The sequence below is a fragment of the Variovorax sp. 05T418 genome (assembly GCF_056396385.1).
This window is the reverse complement of record NZ_JBFTLJ010000005.1, coordinates 330,172-356,902: the sequence shown is the minus strand read 5'-3', so window position 1 is coordinate 356,902 and position 26,731 is coordinate 330,172. Positions and strand designations below refer to the sequence as shown.

Sequence of the window (26,731 nt, the reverse complement as noted above, 5' to 3'; positions counted from 1 at the left end):
GTCCCACCTAGTCAGGAGTTCATCATGAAAACGATGCGAGCAATCGTCCTGTACAAAGCCGGTCCACTCGAAAACCTCATTCTGGAGGAGCGTCCTGTCCCGGAAATCAAACCCGGCTGGGTGCGGATCCGGATCCGAGCCTTCGGGGTAAATGAATCCGAAGTCACCACCCGCAAGGGTCTGTCCTCGCCCGATGTAACCTTGCCGCGCATTCCCGGAATCGAGTGCGTCGGTGAGGTTGATGAAGCGCCCGCCGACAGCGATCTGAAGCCGAGACAAAAGGTCGCCACCATGATGGGCGGTATGGGGCGTTCGTTTGATGGCTCCTATGCCGAGTATGTCGTGGTGCCGGTCGGCCAAGTCATTCCGTTCGAGACGGGTCTGCCATGGAATGTCGTCGGCGCCTTGCCGGAAATGTTCCAAACGGCCTATGGATCGTTGACCACGGGCCTTGACCTGAAGGCGGGCCAAACGCTGCTGATCCGGGGCGGCACCTCTACAGTGGGATTGTCGGCCGCGACCATTGCAGAAGCCATGGGCGTCACCGTGATTGCCACGACACGCAATTCTGAACGGACCGAAATGCTACGCAAGGTCGGCGTCCGTCATGTGGTCGTCGATGGTGGGAACATCGCTGAGACCGTGCGTAAGATCGTTCCCGAGGGGGTCGATGCCGCACTGGAGCTTGTCGGCTGTGGCGTTCTGGCCGACACACTGAAGGCGGTCCGCGTTCATGGAACCACCTGTTTTACCGGGGCCCTGGGCGACCAATGGACGATGCCCGTGTTTGACCCGTTCTCCCTCATTCCGTTCGGCGTCCGGCTGACGTGCTATGGCGGTAAGGCGACTGATCTTCCTGCCGACGTGTTCAACTGCCAGCTTGAAGCCATCGCTGCGGGACAGATGAAAGTTAGCGTCGCCAAAGTCTATCAAGGGCTCGAAGGCGTGCGCGATGCGCAATCCGACCTGGAGGCCGGTAGCACACCAGGCAAGCATGTCGTCGTGCTCGACTAACGACAGCGTATCAGTTCATCTTTACGTAGTGGTCCAGTCGATGGGGTGCACTCCAATCCGCGGTCAGAGGTCGGGGGACTCCAGCACATTTGAGGCAACTCATTCGAGGACATTGAGTGCCGGAATCTTTGAAAATGCTTCGGCGATGAAATCCATGAATACGATGGCCCGCTTCGGAAGAAGTCTGTTCGCCACATAAACGATTTGTATGGGCACGGGCGGATTGGCATATGCCGTCAGCAGCAATTGCAAATTGCCGCTCTTCAGCCCTTCCTCGAACAGCCATTCCGGCCCGTATCCGACTCCTAGCCCCGCATTGACAGATTCGCGTGCGGCCTCAGGGGAACTGACTCGAAGCCTGCCGGTTACCGGAACATCGGCATCCCGGAAACGCCAGGTGGCACCGGACGACAACAGGGTGTAGATCACGCAATCGTGCCCGCGCAGGTCCTCGGGAGTGTTGGGGACCCCGCGTTGAGCCAGATATTTTTTACTGGCAACGCACACGCGCTCGAACAAACCGATGCGGCGCGCGCGCAGTGCGCTGTCTGCCAAATGTCCGATCCGTATTGCGAGTTCGGCCCCTTCATCGACCAGATTGACATATCGATCATTGGTCTGGAGATCCAGCGTCAATCCCGGGTAGCGTTCCAGGAAAGCGGGCACATGCGGCAACACGAATGCATAGCTCAGCGCGGTTGGACAGGCAACGCGCAGCAATCCGGACGGATCCACGTTCTCCTTGAACGACGACTCTGACTCGTGCACGGCGTCAAGAATTCGCCGGACTTCCGCGTAGTAGCGCTCCCCCTCCGGCGTGAGGGCGAGCTTGCGTGTTGATCGATGCAGCAGCCGGGCTTGCAAATGATCTTCCAGTGCCGCCACGTACCGGCTGACGTTCGGCTGTCCCAAGCCCAGGTCGCGACCCGCAGCCGAAAAGCTGCCCGTCTCCACGGCGCGAGCGAAGCAAGTCATCAACAGGAATCGATCCAAAGCGAACTCCTATTCATGCATCTCAAGCATGAATAATATACAAAAATGCTATCTTATAAAGATTTTGACATGAGCGCATAGTTCTTCACACGGCAGGTCAGCCAACGTTGGTTGACCACGGATCACCTAAGGAGAATTTCATGTCCCGCTTGCAAGGCAAACGTACTCTCATCACCGGCGGCACCAGCGGCATTGGCCTTGAAACGGCCAAGCAATTCCTTGCCGAGGGCGCGCGTGTCATCGTCACCGGCGTCAATCCGGATTCCCTCGCCAAGGCCCAGGCGGAATTGGGCAGCGAAGTTCTGGTGCTGCGCGCCGATTCAGCCAGCGTGGCTGCGCAGAAGGAGTTGGCGCGAGCTGTCCAGGCTCGCTACGGTCAACTCGATATCGCCTTCCTCAACGCTGGCGTATCCGTTTGGATGCCGATCGAAGAGTGGACGGAAGAAATGTTCGATCGCTCGTTCGGTATCAACGTCAAGGGGCCGTACTTCCTGATCCAGGCCTTGCTGCCTGTCTTTGCGAGCCCCGCATCGGTGGTGCTCAATACGTCGATCAATGCGCACGTCGGCGCGCAGCGTTCGTCGGTTTATGCCGCGACCAAGGCTGCGTTTCTGAACATGTCGAAGACGCTTTCGAGCGAACTGCTCGGACGCGGAATTCGCGTCAACGCCGTCAGCCCCGGCCCGGTCGAAACGCCGCTGTACGACAAGCTCGGCATTCCCGATGACTACCGCACGCAGGTCAACAAGGACATCGCCGCAACCATTCCGTTTGGCCGTTTCGGCACGCCGGAAGAAGTCGCCAAGGCAGTGCTGTACCTGGCTTCAGACGAGTCCCGATGGACGGTCGGCTCCGAAATCATCGTTGACGGTGGCCGCACGCTCAACGGCTGATCGCAATCCACGCTCAAAAGGAACTCCCGCGAGCACTCTTTCCACTTCGTGCCGCTCGCAGATCTCGGCGCCACAGTGCTTCGCATCGACCGGACCGAGCCGGCCGACATCGGCATCAAGCGGCCCGCGCGTTACGACCTGCACCGCTGCACCGCTGCAACGTCTTCATGCGCGTGTTAAAGAGACAGCTATAGGATATCCAAAGAAGACTGAATACGCGCAATATGCTTTGCGATGGATACAGCGGCTGCCTGTTGGTCTGCCCTCGACATCCGGCTGTCGATTGAAGATGTGGTGATGGCACCCATCACAGAGCCGGTCGCATTTCGCATCGCCATTCCTATGCCGATGACACCCGGCACGTTGTAGTGCCCGATGACGGAATGACCGCGGCGTTCGGTTGCACGAATCAGCGCACGTAGCATGGACTCCGTCAGTGAACCGTAACTGCTCAACCGCTTCGCGTTTGCGCGGATGCATTCGTTTCGCTCGTCCAGGGGTAATGTCGACAGGATGGCGAGACCACCTGCCCCAGCACCCAATGGATTTCTGCTACCGACATTGACTGTCAAAACCTGCACCGGGTACGAGCCAACCACACGGGCAAGGCAGATCGATTCGTACCCGATGCGACCAATGAGAAACGCGCTGTTTCCCGTCTCCTCTGAAATAGCCCTGAGCGCTGGTTCACACACTGTCCTCAGGTCGGCTCGATCAGCGAAGGCGGCTGCCATCTGGCGGCAGTAATCACCCAGCACATAGCGTTTTGACCCATCGGGGCGTTTCAACAAGCCCTGCCTTTCCAAGGCCTGGACTATGCGATGCATGGTGGGTCGTTCTAGCCCGCTAAGCGCGACGAGTTCGGCCACCGTCAACCCGTGGGATCCATGGGCGACCACCTGCTTCAAAACACCGATTGTGCGATCGATGCTCTGCGTTCCGCGTGAGTCTGTACTGGTCATGATTCTGATCATAGCGTGGACAGAGTAGGGCCGTGAAAGGAGAGGCCAAGGAGGGCCAAATGCGCAAGCGTCCGGAGAAAAACATCCATATGGTGGACATGGAAGTTCCGTCGCTGAGAACCCGGAACTACGATTTGCCCCAACAAGTTCGAGATCCATCCCGATCGCTCTCCGCCCCCCAACCACTGAAATGGAGCACCGCATGACTGACACGAGCAAGACCACTGACCGTAAATACTGGCGAACCGCTATCGCCGACCCGACTCCGCATGAAGGTACTTTGGTCAGGGGCTACGACGTCCTCACGGATCTTGTCGGCAAGATCGACTTCGGAGCCATGGTGTACCTGCTCTACAAGGGAGAGCTTCCCAAGGGCAACGAGTCAAAGATCATCAATGCCATGTTCATTGCGGTGGCCGATCACGGTATTTCACCGTCCTCGACAGTCACCCGATTCGTACAAGCCGCAGGCGTACCGATCCAATGCTCGGTCGCGGCCGGAGCCATGATGTTCGGCGACGTTCACGGGGGCGCCGGAGAAGAGTTCTCCCGCTACATCCAGGAGCTGGTATCCGAGGCTGCCTCCAGTGGACGCAGCTTCGAGGATGTTGCGGCTGAGTACGTTGGCAACCACAAGCGGCTGGATGGCTTCGGACATCCGCAGCATCCCGAGGGCGATCCTCGCGGGAAGGTGCTGTTCGCTCTCGCCGAGGAGTATGGGCTTGCAGGTGACCACGTTCGGATGACTCGCGAGCTGGAGAAGGCGCTGATCAAAAAGAAAAACCGACCGCTGCTGGCAAACATCGATGCGGCGGTTGGAGCAATCATTTCGGATATGGGAATCGACTGGCGGCTGGCTCGCGCCTTCATCGTCGTTCCGCGGACTGCCGGCTTGTTCGCGCACGCGTTCGAAGAGTCCGTGCGCGAACCCGGCTGGCGCCAGATCACCCTCGACCAGGTTGAGTACGACGGCCCCGCCCGCCGCAAGAACGAAAAACCCAGCGCGATCTGATCGCGCCTGCTTCAACACCGCCGCAGTCGTCGGCACCCCGCTTTGACACTCTTATCACTTGGATTGGAAGACTATGACCACCCGTGTCGCAATCGTTGGAATTGGCATGACCTCGTTCGGAAAGTTCATGGACCGTTCGGTCAGGACTTCTGCCGAAGAGGCGGTTCGCAACGCCCTGGCTGATGCCGGCATCGGCGCCGAGCGCGTCGACCGCGTCTTTTTCGGCAACGCGGCAGCCGGACTCATTACGGGCCAGGAGATGGTGCGTGCGCAAGCCGCCCTGCGGCACACCGGCCTGCTCGGCAAGCCGATGGTCAGCGTCGAGAACGCCTGCGCGACCGGCAGCACAGCCTTCCACCTCGCCTGGCACTCCGTCGCCAGCGGCCAGTCAGACGTGGCCATGGCTGTGGGGGCGGAAAAACTGAGCCACCCCGACAAGGCCGTGTCGTTCGGCGCGTTCGGAGGCGCGGTGGACAAGGAAGATGTCATGCCGGCACACATCGGTTCCGGCAGCGGATCCATTTTCATGGACATCTACGCGGAACGCACGCGGCGCTACATGAAGGCGACCGGAACGACGCCGGAGGACTTCGCCCGGATCACCGTCAAAAGCCGGCGTGCCGGCGCGCTGAACCCGTACGCACAGTTCCGCAAGGAGACGACGGTCGAGGAGGTCCTTGCCGCCCGCATGATCAGCGAGCCGCTGACACTTCCAATGTGCTCATCGATCGGGGACGGTGCGGCCGCGATCGTTCTCGTCTCGAGCCGCGTCGCGGCACAGCTGACGGGATGCCGGCCGGTATGGGTTGCAAGCTCCGTCCTGCTGTCCGGGATGGCGGACTCCACCAAGCCGAGCGCTTCGGTCAGCGCCGCGAAGGCCGCCTACAAAGAAGCGTCCATCGGGCCGGACGAGGTCCACGTCGCCGAAGTCCACGACGCATCGGCGCCCGGCGAGCTCATCAACTACGAAGTCGTGCAATTCTGTCCAGAGGGACAGGGCGTCGAGCTGCTGCGCAGCGGTGCAACGGATATCGGCGGTCGGATCTCCGTCAACCCGAGCGGCGGCCTGCTCAGCAGGGGCCATCCGATCGGCGCCACCGGTGCGGCTCAGATCGCCGAGCTGGTCCAGCAGCTGCGCGGCGAAGCGGGGGCACGGCAGCGCCATTCCGCCAAGGTCGCACTGGCGCAGAACTCGGGCGGCCAGGTCGGCCACGAGTCCGCGGTAGCAGTCGTGTCCATCCTCACGGCTTGAAGGAGGCTGCAATGACACAGCGACTGCAAGGCAAAGTGATCGTGGTAACCGGCGCGGGCGCTGGCGTGGGTAAGGAGATCGCACTCGAAGCCGCGCGCCAGGGTGCACGCGTGGTAGTGAACGACCTGGGTGTGGCCATGGACGGCGCAGGTGGCAGTGCAGGACCGGCCCAGCAGACGGTCGAACAGATTCGCGCCGCAGGTGGCGAGGCCAGTGCGAACACCGACAGCGTGGCCGAGTGGAATTCGGCGCAACAGATCGTGAAGCACGCGCTCGACCTGTACGGACGCGTTGACGGACTGGTGAACAACGCGGGCAACCTGCGCGATGGAATCTTCCACAAGATGTCGGAGGAAGACTTCGACGCGGTGGTGAAGGTGCACCTGAAGGGCTGTTTCAACATGGCCCGTGCTGTTGCGCCACATTTCAAGAGCCAGGACTCCGGCGCCATCGTGCACATGACGTCGACCTCGGGGCTGATCGGCAACGTCGCGCAGGCCAACTACGCCGCCGCGAAGATGGGCGTTGTCGGCCTGTCGAAATCGATTGCACTGGACATGGAGCGCTTCAATGTGCGGTCCAACTGTATTGCGCCATTCGCATTCACCCGCATGGTGAGTTCGATCCCGACCGACACCCCCGAGGGGCTGGCCCGCACGCTGGTCAACCAGCGCATGGAGGTGGCCAAGATCGCGCCCTTCACCTGTGCGCTGCTGACCGACGAAGCCAGTGGCGTGACCGGGCAGATCTTCGGCGTTCGCAGCAACGAGATCTACCTGTTCTCACAGCCGCGGCCGATCCGCACCGCACACCGCAGCGAGGGCTGGACGGTCGATACCTGCCTTGAAGTGGCGCTGCCGATGATGAAGCCCTCGTTCTTCCCGCTGGACAAGTCGCGCGACGTCTTTACCTGGGATCCAGTGTGACGGGACAGAGCCAACCACCAGGAGACAAGCGATGAGTGAAGACACGCGCGACATGCTGCATGAAGCGGCGCTTCGGATATTCGCAGACAAGCCCAAGGACCTGTGGGCCGTTTTGCAGGAGTCCGGATTCGACAAGGCTTTGCTGGCTGAGAGCAAAGGCGGAGCCGGTGTGAGCTGGGCAGATGCCTGTGGGCTGCTGTCGCTTGCGGGTGAGCATGCCGCGGCCGTTCCGCTGGCGGAAGCGATGGTTGGACACTGGCTGATGGACCACGCCGGCGTCGATGGCGCGGGCTCGCCGACCATTGCCTCATCTGCTCAGTCCGAGCAGATCCGGGTGGGGGTTGGGCGCGACGGCAAGCGCGTCGATGGCATGCTTCGCCGTGTGCCGTGGGGCGACGCCTCTACGCATGTCGCGTTCATCGTGGGGTCCGGCGCAGGCGCGCAACTGATCGTCGTTGCCCGTGATGCGGCGGGCGTATCTGTCACTTCAGGCTGCAATCTGGCCGGCGAGCCGCGCGACACGCTGGTGCTCGAAGGGGTCGTGCCCCAGGCAGTGGTCCCGGCGCCGTTCGACGCGCGTGAGTTGCTCTGCCTTGCAGCCATCCTGCGCAGTGCCCTCATGGCCGGCGCGATTGAGCGCACCCTGGGTCTGGCCGTCGAGTACGCCAACCTTCGCGTGCAGTTCGGCCGACCGATCGGCAAATTCCAGGCGGTGCAGCAGAACATCGCACTGCTGGCGACGCAGGCGGCAGCCGCGCGTGCAGCCGCCGAAGCCGGCAGCGAAGCGATCGATGAATGGCTCGATGGGGTAGGCGAACCGCTCACGCAGAGCATTGCCGCCGCCAGCGCGAAGATCCGTACCGGTGAGGCAGCAGGCCATGCCTGCGCAATCGCGCACCAGACCTTCGGCGCCATCGGCTTCACCGAAGAACACGAACTGCACCAATTCACCAAGCGACTCTGGTCCTGGAGAGACGAGTTCGGCAATGAGGCGTTCTGGTCTCGCGAGTTGGGCGAGCGCATCCTGGCCGGGGACGCGGGGCAGTCTCTCTGGCGCGCCATGGTGCCCATGGCCAGGCCAGTGCGTGTCGCAACAGCACGGGCAGGAGCCGCACGATGAACAAGCTTTCCTTTCCGCGCCCGCGGCATTCCGACATCGGTGAGGCGCTGCGTGCCGAAGTCCGGGACTTCGTCGACGGCTGGCACGGTAATCGTCACGGAGCCGCTTCCTTCGGCGGCTTCGATCCCGAGTTCAGCAAAGCGCTTGGCGAACGCGGCTGGATCGGCATGGGCTTTCCCAAGCGCTATGGCGGAGGCGGCTACGGACTGATGGAGCGCCTGGTCGTTCTGGAGGAACTGCTGGCCGTGCGCGCACCGGTCTTTGCGCATGCGGTGGCCGAGCGCCAGAGTGGGCCGTTGTTGCTGCGATTCGGCAGCGAGCGCCAGCGCGAGGAAATCATTCCACGGATTGCCGCTGGCAAGTGCTACTTCTGCATCGGTTTGAGCGAGCCGGACTCAGGCTCGGACCTCGCCTCGGTGCGCACGCGTGCCATCAAGGTGGACGGTGGTTGGCGAGTCAATGGCGCCAAAATCTGGACCTCGAGCGCGCACCGCACGCACTACATGATCCTGCTGTGCCGCACGGCGCCCGCAAGTGAGGTGCGGCAGGCTGGGTTGAGCCAATTCCTAGTCGACATGAAGACGCCTGGCATCACCTGCCGGCCCATCGTCAACATCGCCGGCGACCACGATTTCAACGAAGTCCACTTCCAGGATGTGTTCCTCTCTGACGATGCGCTCATCGGCGTCGAGGGCCACGGCTGGCAACAGGTCACGAGCGAGCTAACGTTCGAGCGCAGCGGCCCTGACCGGTTCATGTCCCACATGGGCGCGGTGGAGGAATTCGTCGCCGCGCTCAAGCAGCAACCGTCGGCCGAGGGAGCCCGGACCATAGGGCGTCTGGTCGCCCACCTCTCGACGCTGCGGCGGATGTCGCGATCGATCGCCACGATGCTCGCCGACGAGCAGGATGCCCCACTGCATGCGGCCCTGGTCAAGGACCTCGGTTCCTGCTTCGAGCAGGAGATTCCCGAGACACTTCGGCTGGTTCTGCCGACCGAGCCTGAGCTTGGCGCCACCAACGGCTACAGCGCCGCGCTGGCCAACGTGATCCTGCACGCACCATCCTGCACGATCCGCGGCGGCACGAAGGAAGTGCTGCGCGGCATCGTCGCCAAGTCCCTTGGACTGCGCTGAGCAGATCCGATCCAACTCCCAACATCCAATTCTCGAAGGCTACACATGGAAACCGCACTGAACACGGAAGAACTCGATCAGCAACAGCGCGACTCGGTGCTGTGGTTGAAGCTCAATCGACCACAGGCGTTGAACTCGCTGACCCTGGCGCTCGTCACCGCTTTGACGCGGGCCATCGAAGATGCCCAGGGCGATCCGGAAGTCCGCGTCATCGTTCTGACGGGCGCAGGCCGAGCCTTCTGCGCCGGCGCCGATCTGAAGGACCCGGCCCGGAGCCGTCCGGAGAGCGGTGCCGAGTTCGTGAAGGCGATCGGCGGCCTGACCGAACTGATCGAAGCGTCTGCCAAGCCTGTGATCGCGGCCATCAACGGGATCGCAGTGGCGGGTGGACTGGAGCTGGTTCTTGCCTGCGACCTCGTCATCGCTGCCGAGTCCGCCCGTATCGGCGATGCCCATTCGAACTACGCCCTGTTTCCAGGCGCGGGCGCGACCGCGCGTTTGCCGCGCAAGGTGGGACTGAACAACGCCAAGCTCCTCATGTTCACGGGCGACATGCATCCAGCCAGTGAATGGAAGGCCTTTGGCCTCGTCAACCTGGTCGTCGCCGACGACGGCTTCATCGGTGCCGTGGAGGTTCTGGCCAGGAAGCTCGCAGCCAAGAGCCCGCTGGTGCTGGGCCGCATGAAGCAGGCGCTCAATGACGCGCTGGATCAGCCGCTGTCCATCGGGCTGCGCTATGAGCGCGCCCTGAGCAACTTGCACCACTTCTCTGCGGACCGGGTCGAAGGGCTCGCGGCCTTCAAGGAAAAACGCCCACCTCGGTTCACAGGCAACTGAGTCTTCGCCGATGTGCGGTGACTTGATATCGACGACTTGAAGGAGACAGAGTATGGAACCGAAAGACAAAGGGCCGCTGGCCGGCATCCGGGTGATCGACATCGGCACGATGGTTGCTGGCCCCGTCGCGGCAACTTTGCTTGCAGACCTCGGTGCGGACGTGATCAAGATCGAGCAGCCGGGCCGCGGCGACTCTCTGCGCCACATCGGGCCGTCGGTAGGAGGAGAAAGCCTTTGGTGGAACGTCGAAGGGCGCAACAAGAAGTCCGTGACGCTCGATCTGCACCATTCCGAAGGCCAGCGGATTCTGAAGGAGATGTTGAAGCACGCCGATGTGCTCGTGGAGAACTTCCGCCCCGGCATTCTGGGCAAGTGGAACCTCTCGTGGGAACACCTGAAGCAAGTGAACCCAAGGCTCGTCATGTTGAGCGTTTCCGGCTATGGCCAGACTGGCCCGTATGCCAACCGCGCAGGATACGACCGCATCGCCCTGGCGATGGGCGGCACTCTGAACGCCACGGGCTATCCGGACCGGGCGCCGGTCAAGCTGGGCACGGCGATGGCCGACTACTCGACCGCGTTGTTTGGCGCTTTCGGAATCATGGTCGCGCTCTACCACCGGGATATGCGTGGCGGCGAAGGTCAGCAGATCGATCTCTCGTTGTACGAAACGGTGTTCCGCTTCACCGACGTGATGGTCACGGCGTACGACAGGTTGGGACTGCCACGCGAGCGCACGGGCAACCTTCACTTCGCCGCAGCCCCGGGCGACCATTTTGAAACCTGCGATGGACGCTACATCGTCCTGACCGTGTCCAACGACCGCATGTTCGGCCGGCTGTGCGAAGCCATCCCGGCCCTGGGCGGTCAAGAGCGCTATTCGACCCATGCGAAACGCACGGCCTGCGTCGAGGAGCTCAACGTCATCGTCGCCGCTTGGATCAAGTCGCTGCCGGTGTTGGAGGTGTGCCGGATCCTTGAAGAGAAGGGCCTCGCATACTCGTTGATCTACTCGATCAAGGATATCGTCGCAGACCCGCATTACGAGGCCCGGGGCACCATCGCCAGCGTCGAGCACCCTCAGATCGGCGAGCTCAAGATGCCGGCGGTGCAACCGCGGTTCAGCGGGACACCGTCTCCGCAGATCAAGCCAGCGCCCGCACTGGGTGCGGACACCGACGAGATCCTACGCCAACTGGCAGGGCTCTCGGCCGGGCAGATTGCCGAGTTGCGCCAGGCGGGCACGGTCTGAGGTGCTCAACGCCATGGAGACACCCATGACCAAGTCCCAGGTCGATGCAGTCGTTCAGGATCCGGCTAGCGTGATAGCGGCGATCGAAAGCCGCTTCTCATGCCGCGCGTTCTTGCCCGACAGGCCGGTCTCGCGCAAGCAAGTCGAGGACATCCTCCGGATCGCGAGTTGCGCGGCGTCCAGCACGAACACGCAACCGTGGAAGGTGTACGTGCTGCAGGGCGATCGTCAGGATGCACTTGTCGCACAAGTGTGTGCTGCGCACGATGCGACCCGTGCCGATTCCTCCCTGACCGCCGAGTACGGCGAGGTGGACGGCTACTACCCCTCAGAGTGGGTCTCGCCTTACATCGACCGGCGCCGTCACAACGGCTGGACGTTGTACGGTCATCTCGGTATCGGAAAAGGCGACAAGGACAAGATGCATGAGCAGGGACAACGGAACTACCGCTTTTTCGACGCGCCGGTCGGCCTCATGTTCACTATCGACCGCGTCATGGGCCGCGGCTCGCTGATCGACTACGGCATGTTCCTGCAGACGCTGATGCTGGCGGCGCGCGCCTATGGCCTGCACACCTGCCCCCAGGCGGCGTGGAACAACTGCGCAAAGATCGTCCTGCCGTTCATCGGCGCGGATGCCGGCGAAATGCTGGTGTGCGGCATGGCGCTCGGCTACGCCGATGAGGCTGCAGCCGTGAACACCTACAGAACGCCGCGAGAGGAGGTGGAGAGTTTCACCCGATGGATCTGAGCCGCCCTCCTGAATTCAATGCCTCAGTTTGGACAGGGAGCGTTGAGCGGGTCTACCGCGAGTTGAGGGTCATGCGGACCTTCGAGCACGCGAACGAAATCCAGCGCGTGCTCGCTAAGCAGCTTTTGGAGGCATATATCAATCCGCCACATTGTGGACACGTGACTCCTGGGGGCTTCGATAAGACGGGCAGCAGCTTCCGGGGCTGGCTGTCGCGACGGCCGTGTTGCACCAAGGCTTGGAGGGAAGCGATGGAGCGTTGATCGCTTTAGTGCCCCCCCTTTCAGCCGTGTTTGAAGCCACTTTCTTGGCGAAAACATCCACGTTATGGACGTCGTACTTTCGATTCGCAGCGCCAACACTACGATTCATCGACTTTGGCTCCGGTCTTGGCTGACTGCCATTAGCCCAAGCGAAGTCCACGTCATTTAAAGAATTACGGATCAACCGAAGGTGAGACAAACCCATGAACTTCCACAGCACTTCGTCGAGCCGCCGCAACTTCCTGTTGGGCGCCGCAGCCGCATCCCTGTCGCCCCACTTGTCCTTCGCCCAGGCCCCGGCCTGGCCTACCCGAGCAGTGAAGATCGTGGTGGGCACCGGCCCTGGCTCCGGGACCGACACGATCACGCGCCTTCTAGCGCCGAGGCTGGAAGCGATCTGGAAACAGCCAGTCATCGTGGAAAACAAGGCGGGTGCGGGGGGCATCATCGGCACCGAGTACACGCTGGCTGCAAACGATGGCCACACGCTTTTGATGGCCAGCCCGAGCATGCTCTTGGCGAAGTACACGACCCGCAACCTCCGCTTTGACCCCCTGACGGACCTGATCCCGGTCTACCGTGTCTTCAACACTCCGGTTGTGTTCGTCACCAATGCGAAAACGGCGCAGCGCGCGAAGACGATGGCCGAGTTGGTGGCGTTGAGCAAGTCCTCGCCGCAAGGAATATTTTTTGCCGGAGCCGGACGCGCGTCGTTCTTCAACCTTGCGATGGCGGTTGTGGCGAAACCGATGGGACTGCGCTACACGGCGGTCGACTTCACAGGCATGGGCCCACTGACCATGGCACTCATGCGCGACGACACGCAACTGGCCATCAGCGGGCATATCTCGGTGAAGGGCCAACTTGAGTCGAAGGAGTTGCATGCGCTCGCGGTGATCGACAGCCATCGGCTCGCCGCCCTGCCGGATGTACCTACGCTCGAAGAAGCAGTGGGCTACAAGGGCTTCCTGCCCGTATCATGGGGCGGGATCTTCGTGCCCAAGGGCATGCCTGCGGATGCGGTCAACGCCATCGCGCGCGCCTTCAGCACCTTGTATGCGGACGAAGCGTACCGCAAGTCGTTGGAGGCTCGCCTCTCAGGCACCTTGCTCCAGTCGTCGCCGGCACAGTTCGCCAAGGAGTACGCGGAGGAAGCGAACGGGTGGAAGAGCACGTTCGCGACGCTGGGGATCGTTCCGGAGTAAGAATGCATATGCACGACGGTCTTGTGCGCCGTAGCCCACGGCGTTCGGTCTGCTCCGGCACCCGTGATTCAGGGACTGGCGTGACGATCATCGTCTGACAAGATATGTGCTGCGGTCACTTCCACGCGGTCGGCACCTCTTGCCGCCATTCGATCTGGAACACGCCAATGGCGTCGGTCCAGGCCATGCTCGGCGGCGATGCCGGACCACAGGGTTCGACAGAAGCCGCCCAGGTTGCCGAGGTCGGCGCGAAGGCACTGGAGGTTCTGCGCAAGTCCATCTCCGTAGACGTCCACACGCACGGCGGACCGCAGGGCATCTACTCTCCTGCACCGCCTAACGGCATGCTGGCCGCCGATATGCGGGCCGGGTCGCTTGCTGCAGTGTGCTTGTCGGAAATTCCGGATGAACCCCTTCTTGGCAGGAATGCAGCCGGGGTCGTTTGCCTAACCCGTTTGCCTGAGCCGGGTGAGCTCTATAGGCACCATCTTGAACGCCTCGCCTGGGCCGACGACATGGTGACGCACCACGGCTTGCAGCGCGCATTGACGGCAGCCGATCTGGCGGCGGCCCACGCCGCAGGCCAGCCGGCGCTGATTGGGGGCGTCGAGGGCTTGGACTTCATGGACGGAAAGCTGGAGCGGCTGGAAGAAGCCCACCAGCGCGGCATCCGCTCCGCTCAGCTTGTGCACTTCACCCCGAACGATGTCGGTGACTTCCAGATGGGCGCGGCGACGCACGACGGGTTGACCGAATTTGGCGCCGAGGTGATCCGTGGCTGCCATCGCTTGGGCATGATCGTCGATGTTGCACACGCCACCGAACAGACGACCAAGACTGCGGCGAAAGTCTCCACCAAACCGCTGTTGCTGTCGCATACCGCGCTTGCCGGTTCCCGAGCGATGGCATCGACCCGACTGGCCGCCCGTTGCGTGAGTCCGGACCACGCGAGGGCGATTGCAGAAACCGGGGGCGCCGTCGGAATCTGGGCAATCTTTCCTGACGTTGACAAGTACGTCGAGGGACTGAAGGAAATGGCCGACGTCATCGGCGTGGACCATGTCTGCGTGGGGACCGATCAGCAGGTTGCCCCTGGTGTGCTGCAGGACTACTCACAGTGGGTCAACCTGATCGCGGCGATGCTGCGCGGTGGGTTCACTTCCGACGAAGCGGGGAAGCTCGCGGGTGGAAATTACATGCGCGTCTTCCGTGCCGCGGTGGGATGAAGCGCTCAAAAGGTCGGAGAATTTCATGAGCACAGATGCTGTGACCCGCGAGGAGTTGCACCACCGCGACGTAGACATGCGCTTTTACCGTCGCAGTGACGGCCTGTTCGAAGTCGAAGGCCGTCTGGTCGACACCAAGACGCACGCGTTTCGTCGCTTGCTGGCCGAGGAGGACGCTCCGCCAGGGCACCACCTGCACGACATCACAGTTCGCCTCGTGCTTAACTCTGAACTCGAGGTTCGTGCTGCGGATGCAGAGATGTCGGCGACGCCTTTCAACATCTGCCCGGGGGCTGCAGCTGCGCTGCAGGCGCTTGTGGGTCTCGGCATCGGGAGGGGCTGGAACAAGCGCGTACGCGAACTGCTTGGGGGCGTGGCGTCCTGCACGCACATTGTGGAGCTGTTAGGCCCCATGGCCACGACCGTACTGCAAGGCATCGCGCCGCTACGAATCGTCTCGACGGACGATCCTGAAGAGGACGCGCAGCACCGATTTCGTGTGGACAGTTGCTACGCGTTCGCGGCAGAACGCGAGGTCGTGGTTCGCCTGTTGCCACACCTGCAGCGCGAGAAGCCAGGGACGTCGATCTAGCCCTTCTATCAAACTCAGAGGTACGTGCATGACTTGTGAAGCGATCGAGTTCACGCGGCTGGTTCGCGACTACGAGATCGCCCACGCGAGCCGGGATCTGCTTTCAGCAATGGAGAACACATGAGCAACAGCCACCTGATCCGTCTCGGCAACACGGGGCTGCAGGTCTCGCGCCTGTGCCTTGGCACGATGACCTTCGGATCCAGTGCCGACGAAACCGAGTCGGTGTCGATCCTCGATGCCGCCACTGATGCGGGTGTGAATTTCATCGACACGGCGAATCGATATCCGAGTGATGCGTCGGACGAGCGCAAGGGGACCACCGAGCAAATCATCGGCAAATGGCTGAAGGGCCGTCGCGAAAGTTTCATCCTCACGACCAAGGCCGGGGGGCCGATGGGGCCGATGCCGTGGGATGCCGGCACGTCCAGAAAGCACCTCCTGAGCGCCATTGACGCGTCGCTGACGCGGCTCGGCACTGACTACGTAGACCTGTTCCAGTTGCACCGGGACGATTCCACTACACCGCTCGACGAAACGCTCGAGGCACTTAACACCATCGTGCGCACCGGCCGGGCGCGCTACGTAGGCGTCTCGAACTGGGGCGCGTGGCGCGTAGCGCGCGCACTTGGACGGAGCGAGGCACTGCAGTTGGTGAAGCCTGTCACCGTCCAGCCTCGGTACAACCTTCTGTTTCGGCAGTTCGAGCGCGACCTGTTTCCCATGTGCGTTGCGGAGAACCTCGCCACGCTCTGCTACAACCCCCTGGCCGGTGGCTTGCTGACGGGCAAGTATCGCGGCAAGACACAGGCCGATGCGTCGACGCGCTTTGGCGCAGGAAGCACCGCAGCCGCATACAGGCAGCGGTACTGGCACGATAGGGAGTTCCAGGCAGTGAACCGCATCATGGATGTGGCTCGGCTTGCTGGCCTGGCGCCTGAGCGACTTGCAGGGGCATGGGTACTTGCACAACCTGGCGTCACTTGCATGGTCCTCGGGGCGAGCCGTGCGTCGCAGTTGCCTGAAGTGCTACGGGCCGTCGATACAACGCTCGACGATCAAGTCTCGCAAGAGCTGGACGCGATTACGCGGGAATTCCGGCTCGGTGACGCACCGCCATTTTGATCGTGCTCGTTTTCATTCAACCAAGAACTGAAAGCGCTTTATGCAGTTCGATGACGTCGTCCTCGGCTGACCTGACGATGCCTTCCTCTCCAACGCGGTGATCTCCGGGCGCAGAAGCGTCACCGAGGCCAGAGTCTTTATGAGTTTTAAAGAACCGAACACATGATCGATACCTTTACCGATACCACTACCGCTCCCCAAGCGATTCGCTCCTGGCTGGGCATCCCTTACGCCACCGCAGAACGCTTCCGCCGACCAATCCCGCTGCCGTTCAACCCGGACCTGCCCTACGACCAGAAGGGGCCTGCCCCGATGCAGGCCGGCGATACAGGCTGGCTCGAGGCCGACAACGGCTTGAGCGAGGACTGCCTGAATCTCAACGTCTGGGCACCAAAGGACGCCGGTGACAAGCCGCTCCCTGTGATCGTCTACATCTTCGGCGGCGGCTTCGAGATCGGTGCCAACACCCAGACCACCTCGAATGCCTCTGGCCTCGCCGCAACCGGTCGCGCTATCGGGGTATCCCTGAACTATCGGCTTGGCCCATTCGGGTGGTTGTCGCTTTCTCAGTACGGCGGCGTGTTCGCGGATGCCACCAACCTGGGCCTGCAGGACATCATCACCGCGCTCAAATGGGTGCGAGAGAACATCGCCCGGTTCGGCGGCGACCCTCGGAACGTCACCGTCACCGGTCACAGCGCCGGCGCGTATTCCACGATCGGGCTCCTCGCCGCCCCGGCCGCCGACGGTCTCTACCGTCGTCTCGCTGCGTTCTCCGGCGGTGCATCCCGGATCGTTCCGGCTTGGTGGGCCGAAGAACTCGCGATCACGTTTCTGACTGAACTCGGCATCGCGGACGATCCACAACAACTGTTCGCTCTGGATGCGAAGCTCCTTGCCGAGACACTCATCAAGGTCAGCCCGCGCGATATCGGCGATAGACATGGCATCGACAACACGACGATCGGCATCGTGAACGACCATGCTCAAACCGGGGCCGTTCTCGCCGACACCCCGCTGCGCGTCCTCGAAGCCGGACGTCTCCGCGACGTCGACATCCTCTTCAGCACCGCGACAAACGAGGCGGACTGGTGGGTTATCAACGCGACCGAGAAATTCGACCCGGGCAGCATCGACAACCTCGTCGACGAGCTCGTCAAGAAGTCGCGCATCCCCCGCAGCCGTGCCCGGCGCATCGTCGCGGCGTACGACGTCAACGGACGCACTCCGGTCGAGGTGCGCGGGGCGCTCTTCACCGACTACTTTTTCACCTTACCAGCCGCACGCGCGGCACTCGCCCACGCCGCCGCAGGCGGCAACGCCCACCTGCTGACCGTGGGTCCTGTCGAAGGAGCGCACGCGGTACACGGTACGGAAATGTACGGCATCGTCGGCCAGCAACGCCCACGACAAAGCAGCGAGCAAGCTATCCGGGACACCTTTGTTCGCGACGCGCTCCTGGACTTCGCTGCGGGCAACCATGACCGGCTTTGGAGCGCCGTGACTACGGAGCCAACCGCGCACGGCGTTGGCAACCCACCATACGATCCCTCCGCGCATGCAGCCGAGGTCTTGCGCACATTCAAGGGCATCGAGCGGACCTGACCTGCATATGCGGCATGAGCGGATGTGAGAGGGCGACTCGAGAAATTTTCGCCCCGCCTCTACCCATTGCATCCGAGTTCGATAGCCTACGACACGCGCCACGCTTAGTAAAACTCGAAAGGCCTATGTGACCACTAATATCCCGCTTCAGCTCGAGCGCGACGGTGCGGTGGCCACGTTGCGCTTCAACCGTCCAGCCGCGCTCAACGCCATCGACGTGCCGATGGCCAACGCCTTCCTCGCCGCCGCGCGCGAGCTGGCGGCCGACAGAAGCGTGCGCGCCGTGCTGCTGAGCGGCGCGGGCAAGGGCTTTATGGCCGGCGGCGACCTCGGCGTGCTGAGTGCCGACCCGAAGCAGGGCGCGGCCGACCTCATCGGCCCGCTGCACGAGGCGCTGACCGTGCTCGACGCCATGGACGCGCCGCTCGTCGCGCAGGTGCACGGCGTGGCGGCCGGCGCGGGCCTGAGCCTGATGCTGCAGGCCGACTTCGTGCTCGCGGCCGAAGGCACGCGCTTCAACCTTGCCTACGTGAACATCGGCACCAGCTGCGACGTCGGCGCCTCGTGGGCGCTGCCGCGCCTCGTCGGCATGCGCCGCGCGCTGGAGATCGCGATGCTCGGCGACACCTATGACACCGTCGCCGCTGAGCGCATGGGCCTCATCAACCGCGTGGTGCCGGCGGCCGAGCTCGAATGCGAAGCGATGGCGCTCGCGCAGAGGCTGGCCAAAGGCCCGACCGTGGCGCTCGGTAACCTGCGCCGGCTGATGCGCGGCTCGCTCGATCGCGACCTCGCAAGCCAGCTCGACGCCGAGTCCGTCGCGTTCCAGACCTGCGCCGCCACCGACGATTTCCGCGTCGGCCTCGACGCCTTCTTCGGCAAGAAGCCCGCGGCCTTCACCGGCCGCTGATCAAAGCTGATGGCGTCAAAGGCACAGGCGGCCAGTTCGGGGCACCACAGGATGCCCAGTTGACAGGTCGCATGGCCCGGCACGACTCCCGGAGACCGAGTTGCAGCCCGCCTGCGATAGTGCGCAGCGTCAGCATGCCGCACACCCATCCACAAGATCCCGCCAGCGCAGCAGGGTGCGCCGCAGTATCGCGATCTGATCGTCGCTCGCATGTCCGCCTCAAGAAGCCGGCGCGGTTTCGGTAGAAGCCCCGGGATCGCGTGGATCACGGCGCGAGTGTGATCTCCCGCGTTCCGGTCCCAGTCGTTTGCCCTCGACGAACCACCCCGCAGCCGCTCTAACGCATCGACGAGGCTGAAACCGTAAGCCACATACAACCGCATCTCCGGCATTGGCGTTGGTTGAGGTTGCCACTAGCACTCGTCTGCTGTACGGGCTCTCGAGGCCGCGGGCACTTCGCTCAATCCTGCGCGACTCCAGCATCAGGCGAGACGTCGCGTCACGCACTCAGTCGGCGAAGCCTTGGTGAAGGAAAGAAATGTTGTCTCCTGCATCCCTAGATGGTCAAGCACGCATCGAAGCGCCAAGCCGAGAGGCGCGGCTTGGAAGCTCGTAGAGAAACGGACACTAGGCCTCAGGCGTCTTCGCCCTTGAATCGCTTCAGCCCCTTGAAGATCAGCGGTGCAACCAGCGCAAACAGCGCCAGCGCCAGCAGCGTGGCCGAGCCCGCATGCTTGAAGAACACCAGCCCGTCGCCCAGGCTGATCTGCAGCGCGCGCCGGAACTGGCTCTCCGCCATCGGCCCGAGGATGAGCCCGACGATCATCGGCGCCACGGGGTAGTCCCAGCAGCGCATGAGATAGCCGCAGATGCCGAATGTCACGAGCATCACCAGTTCGACCGTGGACGGGTTTGCAGCGAGCGTGCCCATCACGGCGAACACGAGAATGCCCGCGTAGAGCCATGGCTGCGGCACCTTCAGCAGGCGCACCCACAGGCCGACAAGCGGCAGGTTCAACACCAGCAGCATCAGGTTGCCGATGAAAAAGCTGGCGATCAGCCCCCAGACGAGATCGGCATTGGTCACGAAGAGCAGCGGACCCGGCACCAGCCCGTATTGCTGGAAGCCCGCGAGCATCATCGCTGCGGTGGCCGATGTGGGAAGCCCAAGCGCCAGCAGCGGCACCAGCGTGCCCGTGGCGGCCGCGTTGTTGGCCGCCTCCGGGCCCGCCACGCCTTCGATCGCGCCCTTGCCGAACTGCTCGGGCTTTACCGCGAGCTTTCGCTCGAGCGTGTACGACAGCAGCGTCGGTACTTCGGCGCCGCCCGCGGGCAGCGCACCGATCGGAAAGCCCAACCCGATGCCGCGCAGCCATGGCTTCCATGAGCGCTGCCAGTCTTCCTTCGTCATCCAGAGCGAGCCGCGCACAGCCTCGATCTTTTCCTGCACGCCGGTGAAGCGCGAGGCGATGTAGAGCGTTTCGCCCATCGCGAAGAGGCCGACGGCCAGTGTCGTGATCGACACGCCGTCCAGGAGGGCAGGAACGCCGAAGGCCAGGCGCGACTGGCCCGTGAGCTTGTCGATGCCGACGAGGCCGAACACCAGCCCCAGCGCGAGGCTCGTGATGCCGCGCAGCACCGAGTCGCCGAAGGTGGCCGACACCGTGACAAAGGCCAGCACCATGAGCGCGAAGTAGTCCCACGGGCCGAACCGCACCGCGAAATCGACGAGCCACGGCGCGAGCACCGAGATGCCGATCGTCGCGATCAGGCCCGCGACGAAGGAACCGATGGCCGCCGTGGCGAGCGCAGGCCCACCGCGCCCGGCTTTCGCCATGCGGTGCCCTTCGATGGCGGTGGCGATCGAGGCCGCCTCGCCCGGCGTGTTGAGCAGGATCGCCGTCGTCGAGCTGCCGTACATACCGCCGAAATAGATGCCCGCAAACATGATGATGGAGCCCGTCGGATCGAGCTTGAAGGTGATGGGCAGCAGCAAGGCCACCGTCAGCGACGGGCTGATGCCGGGCAGGATGCCGACCAGCGTGCCCAGCAGCACGCCGATGCCGGCGAAGAGCAGGTTGCCGGGCTGGATGGCCACCAGCAGGCCTTGGCCCAATAGCGTGAAAACTTCCATGTGGCCCCTTAGCCGAGAAACAGGCGCTCGAGCGGCCCTGCCGGCAACGACAGGGATAAGGCCCTGGTGAAGAAGGCAAACACGATGGCCGCGAGCAGAAAGCCGATAGCGGGCGACTTGATGCGAATGGGTTGGCCGAAGGCCCGCGCGGTCGCAACAAAGAGCCAGGTCGAGCCGATGACGAATCCGCCGCCGAGCTGCAGGATCAGGATCATCCCGATAAGCCCGCCGAGCACCCAGCCCAGCGCCGCGCGGTTGGTGAGCACGGCGCCGAGCTCCGACGTCTTCTTGCCGTGCAGCGCAGCGCGCATGCGAAAAGCCTTGGCGACGTGCGCGAGCCCGAGCACAACCAGCAGCAGGGCAACGATGCGCATCGCGACCGTCGGCCCGACGCCTACCGCCTGCGCGGGCGCCATCAGCGTCACGTCGTAGCCGATGACCGCGGCCAGCCCGAACAGCACGGCGCCGACCGTCGCCGTCGCGTGCCAGCCCGGACCGTTGGTTTCCGAATCGCTCATTTCACGAGGCCGATGGAGCTCAGCACTTCCTTGACGCGTTGCTGATCGGACTTGAGGAACGCGGCGAAGGCGTCGGCGTCGAGGTAGGCGTCGTCCCAGCCGCGAGCCTTCGAAATCTTGGCCCATTCAGGCGACTTGAGCGCCTTGTTGACGGCCGCCACCAGCGCAGCCTTCTGCGACGCGCTGATCGCCGGACCCGCGACCACGCCGCGCCAGTTGACGAGTTCGACGTCGATGCCTTGCTCCTTGAGCGTGGGCACGTCGACGCCTTCGATCCGCTTGGCCGTCGACACGCCGAGGGCGCGCAGCTTGCCGGCCTTGATCTGGCTTTCGAACTCGTTGTAGCCGGACACGCCCGCGGTCACGCGGCCGCCCAGCATTTCGGCCAGCGCTTCGCCGCCGCCCGAGAAGGGCACGTAGTTCAGCTTTGCCGCATCGCCACCGGCCTGCTTGGCGATGAGTCCGGCCAGGATGTGGTCCGCGCCGCCGGCCGAGCCGCCGGCCCAGACGACCTTGGAGGTGTCCGCTTTCACGGCCGCTGCAAGATCCTTCAGCGTCTTGTGCGGTGAATTCGCAGGCACCACCACCACCAGCGGGTCGCCGGTCATGCGGGCGATTGGCGTGACGGCATCCAGGCCGACCGGCGCCTTGTTGGTGAGCACGGCACCCACCATTGTGATGCCCATCACCATCAGCTGGTTGCCATCGCCCCTGGCGTTGTTCACGAACTGGGCCAGGCCGACCGTGCCGCCCGCGCCCGGCACGTTGACGACTTGCACGTTCTTTGCCGCGCCAGTGGCGGTGAGCACCTGCTGCAGCGAGCGCGAGGCGCTGTCCCAGCCGCCGCCGGGGCCTGCCGGCGCAATGATCTTGAGATCGAGCGGCGCCTGCGCCACGGCGGGCGCTGCAGCAATGCCGAACAGCATGGCCGCGGATGCGGCGAGCAGGGCGCGGCGATTCGATGTGGACGAGAGTTTCATGAAGGTCTCCTGTGGATTTGGCAAGGAGTTATTCCGCGACGATCCTTGCGCTGTCGACGATGCGCGCGTATTTGACCGATTCGGTCTTGATGAAGTCGCGGAACTGGGTTTGCGAGAGCGGCATGGGCTCGCCGCCTTGCTCGCGCAATCGTTTGATCAGGTCTGGGTCGCGCAGGGCCGCGGTGACTGCCTCGTTGAGCTTTGCCTGCACGGCGGGCGGCGTTCTCGCAGGCGCGAAAAGACCGAACCAGTTGTCCAGGTCGTACGAGGCCGTGGGCGGGAACTCGGCGATTGCCGGAATGTCCGGTGCAAAGCCCGCGCGCCTGGCCGAGGTCACCGCCAGCGCCCTGACCCGGCCGCCCTTGATGAACGGAGTTGCCCCGGCCAGGCTCACGAAGGTGATGTCGACATTGCCCGACGCCACGTCGACCAGCTGGTTCGACGCGCCCTTGTACGGCACGTGCTGCATCTGGATGCCGGCCAGCGACTGGAGCAGCTCGCCGTTCAGATGCTGCGGGTTGCCGACGCCGCTCGTGGCATAGGTCACCTTGCCGGGGTTCTTCTTCGCGTAGGCCACCAGTTCGGGCAGATCCTTGGCCTGGAACGAGGGGTTCGCGACCAGCACATTCGGCACTCGCGTCACGGCGGTGATTGGCGCCAGGTCTTTCTCCGGCGAATACTGCATCTTTGCCTTGTAGACCAGCGGATTGATGGCGGTCTCGCCGGCCGAACCCAGCAGCAGCGTGTAGCCGTCGGGCGCGGCCTTTGCCACGAAGGCGGCGCCGAGCATGCCGCTGGCGCCGGGCTTGTTGTCCACGACGACCGACTGCTTCAATGAAATGCGCAGCTTCTCCGCCAGAAGTCGCGCCATCGCATCGACGCCGCCGCCGGCGGAGAAGGGAACCACGATGGTGACGGGCCGCGTGGGGTAGTCCTGCGCGAACGCTGAGAGTGGGAGCGCGGTGAAGGCCGCGGTGGCGCACAGCAGCGCCCGGCGTTGAATCGATTGCATCTGGGTTCCTTGGTGTCGAAGAGGCGCCGCGGGCTGGGGGCGGTTCATGCGGAGAAGACCATGCAGACCGGGCTGCCCGACTTGACCGAGGCACCGGTGGGCTCGAGCGTTCCGGCCACAGGGTCGACGGCCAGCGTCACGATCGAGTCGCTGTCCTCGTTGAGTACGAACATGAAACGGCCGTCCGGCGTGAGCGCGAGGAAGCGCGGCGTCTTGCCCTGAGCCGACACGGCTTCGATGAACTTCAGCGCCCCGGTGCCAGGGGAGACACTGAACACCGCGATGCTGTCGCTGCCGCGATTGGAGGCATAGAGAAAGCGTCCCTTCGCATCGATCTGGATTTCCGAAGCGCGGCTATTGCCGGTGAAGCTCTCCGGCAGTGCGGAGAGCACCTGGAAGGGCGAGAGAGCCCCGGTGTCGGGCGCAACGCGGTAAGCCGTCACAGTCGAGTCGAGTTCGTTGACCACATAGGCGAACGGCGCGCCCGGGTGAAACGCGAGATGGCGCGGCCCAGCGGCTTCACGCGTGGCGACGAACGGCACCGGCGCCGGCGTCAGGCGGCCTTCTTCAAAGCGGAAGCTGAACACCCGGTCCAGCCCCTTGTCGGGCACGACGACGAAACGGCCGGTCGGGTCGAAGGGATTGAAGTGCGGCTTTGCCTGCTTCTGCTCCACGCGGTGCGGCCCCACCTGGCCTTCCAGCGTCAAGAGTTGCGTCAGTTCACCCAGGGAGCCATCGGCGTTCACGGGCAGCACCGCCAGGCTGGCGCCAATGTGGTTGGACACCACCATGAAGCGGCCAGTCGGGTCCAGTGCCAGGTGCACCGGGTTCTTGCCTTGCGTGCTCTGGCGGTTGATGAAGGTGAGGAGGCCGGTACCACGGTCGACCCTGAAGGCGCTGACTTCGCTCTCGTCGCCATGCACTGTGTAGAGGAACTCGCCGGTGGCGTTCAGCGCAAGAAAGGAAGGATTGACCAGGTCTCGGGCAATGTCGACCAACTCCAGCGTTCCATGCGCGGCATCGACCTTGAAGATGCTGATGCCGTCGCCCCGCGCGTTGCGCTCCCGGGTGGTGCGGCTGCCGACGTAGGCGTACATGGAGGGTCTCTGGATGGAGGAAGAAGGAAGGCTGCGGGTTTGCACTGAATTGCATTTTATAAACAACAAATGCAAAATTGGCTCATGGAAAACACTGAGACGTTCTGCATGCGGCTTGTCGTGGCCGGGCAGGAGTACCTCGCCGTCGATCTGCCGGCCCTCTGCAATGACAAGCTGAGTCGCCTTCCGGTCGTGTTGCGGCTTTTGTTGGAAAACGTCGCGCGCAACATGCAAGGCGCCGAGAAGCAGGCCGCGCTGGCCTCGCTTCTCGCGTGGGCCGCCACGGGCACCAGCGAGGCGGAGATCGCCTTTCAGCCGGGGCGCGTGCTCATGCACGACACCACGAGCACGCCTGCGCTGGTAGACCTGGCCGCCATGCGCAGCACGCTGGCCGAGGCCGGCGTGGACCCGTCGGTGCTGAACTCGAGCCTGCCGGTGGACGTGTCGGTGGACCACTCGCTGGCCGTGGAGGCCTTCGCGCGCAAGGACGCGCCCGAACTCAACATGGCTTTCGAGATCCGGCGCAATGCGGAGCGCTATTCGTTCCTGCGCTGGGCCTCGAAGGTGCTCAGGGGCGTGCGTATCCACCCGCCCGGCACGGGCATCATGCACACCATCAACCTGGAGCAGCTGGCGACCGTGGTCGCGGTGGAAGAGGGCGGCGGCGCTCAGTGGCTGGTGCCCGACATGATGATCGGCACCGACAGTCACACGCCCATGGTCAACGGCGTCGGTGTCCTGGGCTGGGGCGTGGGCGGGCTGGAGGCGCAGACCGTGATGTTCGGCATGCCGACGATGCTGCGCATTCCCGACGTGATCGGCGTGCGGCTCACGGGCGCGCTGCGGCCCGGCGTGCTGGCAACCGACCTGGCGCTGACAGTGACGCAGCGCCTGCGGGCCATCGGCGTGTCCGGCGAGTTCGTCGAGTTCTTCGGCCCCGGCGTTTCAACGCTCACTGCGGGCGAGCGCAGCGTGGTGGCCAACATGGCGCCGGAGTACGGCGCGACCACGGGTTTCTTTCCGGTCGACGAGCACACGCTCGACTACCTGCGGCAGACGGGGCGGACCGCTGCCCATATCGAACGCGTCGAAGCATTCAACCGCGCGACGGGCCTCTGGTTCGATCCGGCTGCGGAACCGGTCTACACGCGAGCCATCCACATCGAGCTCGACGCGATTGAAATGCACATCGCCGGTCCGCGTCGGCCGCAGGATCTGCTGGGTTTCGGCGACAGCGCATCGGCCCTGGCCTCTCTTGGCTTTCGGCCCAAGGTGGCGGACGCGCACATGCCGCGCTATCCGGTGGCCATCGCTGCCATCACGAGCTGCACCAACACCTCGGACCCGCGTCTGTTGATCGCGGCGGGCCTGGTCGCACGCAAGTCACGGGCACTCGGACTGCAAGTGCCGCCCTGGGTCAAGACTTCGCTCGGCCCGGGATCGCCCGCCGCGGCGGCCTACCTGGAGCGTGCCGGCCTCATCGAAGACCTGTCGGCCGTGGGGTTCGACATCGTCGGCTACGGCTGCACGACCTGCATCGGCAACTCCGGCCAACTGCCGCAGGCCATCCAGGAGGCGGCGGCCAGGGGCGCAGTCCATCCCGTCGCCGTGCTCTCCGGCAACCGGAATTTTCCGGGGCGCGTGCACCCCGATCTCGACCTCGGCTTTCTCATGTCGCCGCCTCTCGTCATTGCCTTTGCGCTCGCAGGCGACGCCGAGCGCGATCTGCGCGTGGACCCGGTGCAGGTAACTGCCAGCGGCAAGAAGATTCACCTGCGTGACCTCTGGCCTTCGCACGAGGAGATCGATGCCGCGCTGATGCAGTCGCAGGATCCCTCGGACTACCCGCGCGCCTTTGCGATGGCCACCGCCAATCCGCTCTGGCATGAGCTCGCTGCACCCGACTCCGAGCTGTA

23 protein-coding genes and 1 pseudogene are annotated in these 26,731 nt (G+C 63.7%); 17 read left to right on the top strand and 7 right to left on the bottom strand.

Annotated elements, in window-relative coordinates; all coding sequences use genetic code 11:
• The first annotated feature begins 24 nt into the window (after positions 1-24).
• Positions 25-1,014, top strand: coding sequence for a zinc-binding dehydrogenase (locus tag AC1DMS_RS13770; protein ID WP_478181179.1), 990 nt, complete (start codon positions 25-27; stop codon positions 1,012-1,014).
• Between the two features lie 99 nt (positions 1,015-1,113).
• Here AC1DMS_RS13770 and AC1DMS_RS13765 read toward each other — a convergent pair whose 3' ends face one another.
• On the bottom strand, positions 1,114-2,007 hold the full coding sequence (locus AC1DMS_RS13765) for a LysR family transcriptional regulator (RefSeq protein WP_478181178.1): 894 nt from the start codon (positions 2,005-2,007) through the stop codon (positions 1,114-1,116).
• 140 nt (positions 2,008-2,147) lie between these two features.
• Between AC1DMS_RS13765 and AC1DMS_RS13760 the strand changes: the two genes are divergently transcribed.
• Positions 2,148-2,900, top strand: coding sequence for an SDR family oxidoreductase (locus AC1DMS_RS13760; RefSeq protein WP_478181177.1), 753 nt, complete (start codon positions 2,148-2,150; stop codon positions 2,898-2,900).
• Positions 2,901-3,088: 188 nt separating this feature from the next.
• Here the strand turns inward: AC1DMS_RS13760 and AC1DMS_RS13755 are convergent, their stop codons facing one another.
• A complete protein-coding gene (locus tag AC1DMS_RS13755) occupies positions 3,089-3,862 on the bottom strand; it encodes an IclR family transcriptional regulator (protein WP_478181176.1) in 774 nt (257 codons plus the stop codon).
• Positions 3,863-4,064: 202 nt separating this feature from the next.
• Between AC1DMS_RS13755 and AC1DMS_RS13750 the strand changes: the two genes are divergently transcribed.
• The 14 genes from AC1DMS_RS13750 (at position 4,065) to AC1DMS_RS13685 (ending at position 19,074) form a co-directional block, all read left to right on the top strand.
• Positions 4,065-4,874 (top strand): citryl-CoA lyase, encoded by an 810-nt coding sequence (locus AC1DMS_RS13750; protein WP_478181175.1) that lies wholly within the window; start codon positions 4,065-4,067, stop codon positions 4,872-4,874.
• A 73-nt stretch (positions 4,875-4,947) separates the two neighbouring features.
• A complete protein-coding gene (locus AC1DMS_RS13745; RefSeq protein WP_478181174.1) occupies positions 4,948-6,126 on the top strand; it encodes a thiolase family protein in 1,179 nt (392 codons plus the stop codon).
• Positions 6,127-6,137: 11 nt separating this feature from the next.
• On the top strand, positions 6,138-7,052 hold the full coding sequence (locus AC1DMS_RS13740) for an SDR family NAD(P)-dependent oxidoreductase (RefSeq protein ID WP_478181173.1): 915 nt from the start codon (positions 6,138-6,140) through the stop codon (positions 7,050-7,052).
• 31 nt (positions 7,053-7,083) lie between these two features.
• Positions 7,084-8,172: an acyl-CoA dehydrogenase family protein gene (locus AC1DMS_RS13735; protein ID WP_478181172.1), complete on the top strand. Its 1,089-nt coding sequence runs from the start codon at positions 7,084-7,086 to the stop codon at positions 8,170-8,172.
• Positions 8,169-9,308, top strand: a complete 1,140-nt coding sequence (locus AC1DMS_RS13730) for an acyl-CoA dehydrogenase family protein (RefSeq protein WP_478181171.1) — start codon at positions 8,169-8,171, stop codon at positions 9,306-9,308. Before AC1DMS_RS13735 ends, AC1DMS_RS13730 begins: the two co-directional genes overlap by 4 nt.
• Positions 9,309-9,353: 45 nt before the next feature.
• Positions 9,354-10,145: an enoyl-CoA hydratase/isomerase family protein gene (locus AC1DMS_RS13725; protein ID WP_478181170.1), complete on the top strand. Its 792-nt coding sequence runs from the start codon at positions 9,354-9,356 to the stop codon at positions 10,143-10,145.
• A 52-nt stretch (positions 10,146-10,197) separates the two neighbouring features.
• The gene (locus tag AC1DMS_RS13720; RefSeq protein ID WP_478181169.1) at positions 10,198-11,397 is read left to right on the top strand and encodes a CaiB/BaiF CoA transferase family protein; all 1,200 of its coding nucleotides are present in this window, start codon (positions 10,198-10,200) and stop codon (positions 11,395-11,397) included.
• Between the two features lie 25 nt (positions 11,398-11,422).
• The gene (locus AC1DMS_RS13715; protein WP_478181168.1) at positions 11,423-12,148 is read left to right on the top strand and encodes a nitroreductase; all 726 of its coding nucleotides are present in this window, start codon (positions 11,423-11,425) and stop codon (positions 12,146-12,148) included.
• Between the two features lie 466 nt (positions 12,149-12,614).
• A complete protein-coding gene (locus AC1DMS_RS13710; protein ID WP_478181167.1) occupies positions 12,615-13,616 on the top strand; it encodes a Bug family tripartite tricarboxylate transporter substrate binding protein in 1,002 nt (333 codons plus the stop codon).
• Between the two features lie 167 nt (positions 13,617-13,783).
• Positions 13,784-14,842, top strand: a complete 1,059-nt coding sequence (locus AC1DMS_RS13705) for a dipeptidase (protein ID WP_478181166.1) — start codon at positions 13,784-13,786, stop codon at positions 14,840-14,842.
• A gap of 25 nt (positions 14,843-14,867) precedes the next feature.
• Positions 14,868-15,434, top strand: coding sequence for a DUF2889 domain-containing protein (locus AC1DMS_RS13700; protein ID WP_478181165.1), 567 nt, complete (start codon positions 14,868-14,870; stop codon positions 15,432-15,434).
• A 120-nt stretch (positions 15,435-15,554) separates the two neighbouring features.
• Entirely contained in the window at positions 15,555-16,559 is a 1,005-nt protein-coding gene (locus tag AC1DMS_RS13695) for an aldo/keto reductase (protein WP_478181164.1), read from the top strand.
• Positions 16,560-16,721: 162 nt separating this feature from the next.
• Positions 16,722-18,164 carry a carboxylesterase family protein gene (locus AC1DMS_RS13690; protein ID WP_478181163.1) on the top strand — a complete coding sequence of 481 codons (1,443 nt, stop codon included), beginning with the start codon at positions 16,722-16,724 and terminating at the stop codon, positions 18,162-18,164.
• Between the two features lie 127 nt (positions 18,165-18,291).
• Positions 18,292-19,074 carry an enoyl-CoA hydratase/isomerase family protein gene (locus tag AC1DMS_RS13685; RefSeq protein ID WP_478181162.1) on the top strand — a complete coding sequence of 261 codons (783 nt, stop codon included), beginning with the start codon at positions 18,292-18,294 and terminating at the stop codon, positions 19,072-19,074.
• A gap of 634 nt (positions 19,075-19,708) precedes the next feature.
• Here the strand turns inward: AC1DMS_RS13685 and AC1DMS_RS13680 are convergent.
• The 5 genes from AC1DMS_RS13680 to AC1DMS_RS13660 are packed head-to-tail and all read right to left on the bottom strand — an operon-like array spanning position 19,709 to position 24,815.
• Positions 19,709-21,208 (bottom strand): tripartite tricarboxylate transporter permease, encoded by a 1,500-nt coding sequence (locus tag AC1DMS_RS13680; RefSeq protein ID WP_478181161.1) that lies wholly within the window; start codon positions 21,206-21,208, stop codon positions 19,709-19,711.
• 8 nt (positions 21,209-21,216) lie between these two features.
• The gene (locus AC1DMS_RS13675) at positions 21,217-21,726 is read right to left on the bottom strand and encodes a tripartite tricarboxylate transporter TctB family protein (RefSeq protein WP_478181160.1); all 510 of its coding nucleotides are present in this window, start codon (positions 21,724-21,726) and stop codon (positions 21,217-21,219) included.
• The gene (locus AC1DMS_RS13670) at positions 21,723-22,706 is read right to left on the bottom strand and encodes a Bug family tripartite tricarboxylate transporter substrate binding protein (RefSeq protein ID WP_478181159.1); all 984 of its coding nucleotides are present in this window, start codon (positions 22,704-22,706) and stop codon (positions 21,723-21,725) included. The genes AC1DMS_RS13675 and AC1DMS_RS13670 overlap by 4 nt, the downstream gene beginning before the upstream one ends.
• Positions 22,707-22,734: 28 nt before the next feature.
• Positions 22,735-23,718, bottom strand: a complete 984-nt coding sequence (locus AC1DMS_RS13665) for a Bug family tripartite tricarboxylate transporter substrate binding protein (protein WP_478181158.1) — start codon at positions 23,716-23,718, stop codon at positions 22,735-22,737.
• Positions 23,719-23,762: 44 nt separating this feature from the next.
• Positions 23,763-24,815, bottom strand: a complete 1,053-nt coding sequence (locus tag AC1DMS_RS13660) for a lactonase family protein (protein ID WP_478181157.1) — start codon at positions 24,813-24,815, stop codon at positions 23,763-23,765.
• Positions 24,816-24,899: 84 nt separating this feature from the next.
• Here AC1DMS_RS13660 and acnA point away from each other — a divergent pair.
• Positions 24,900-26,723: pseudogene (acnA, locus tag AC1DMS_RS13655) on the top strand (aconitate hydratase AcnA); the annotation flags it as partial.
• Positions 26,724-26,731: the final 8 nt, after the last annotated feature.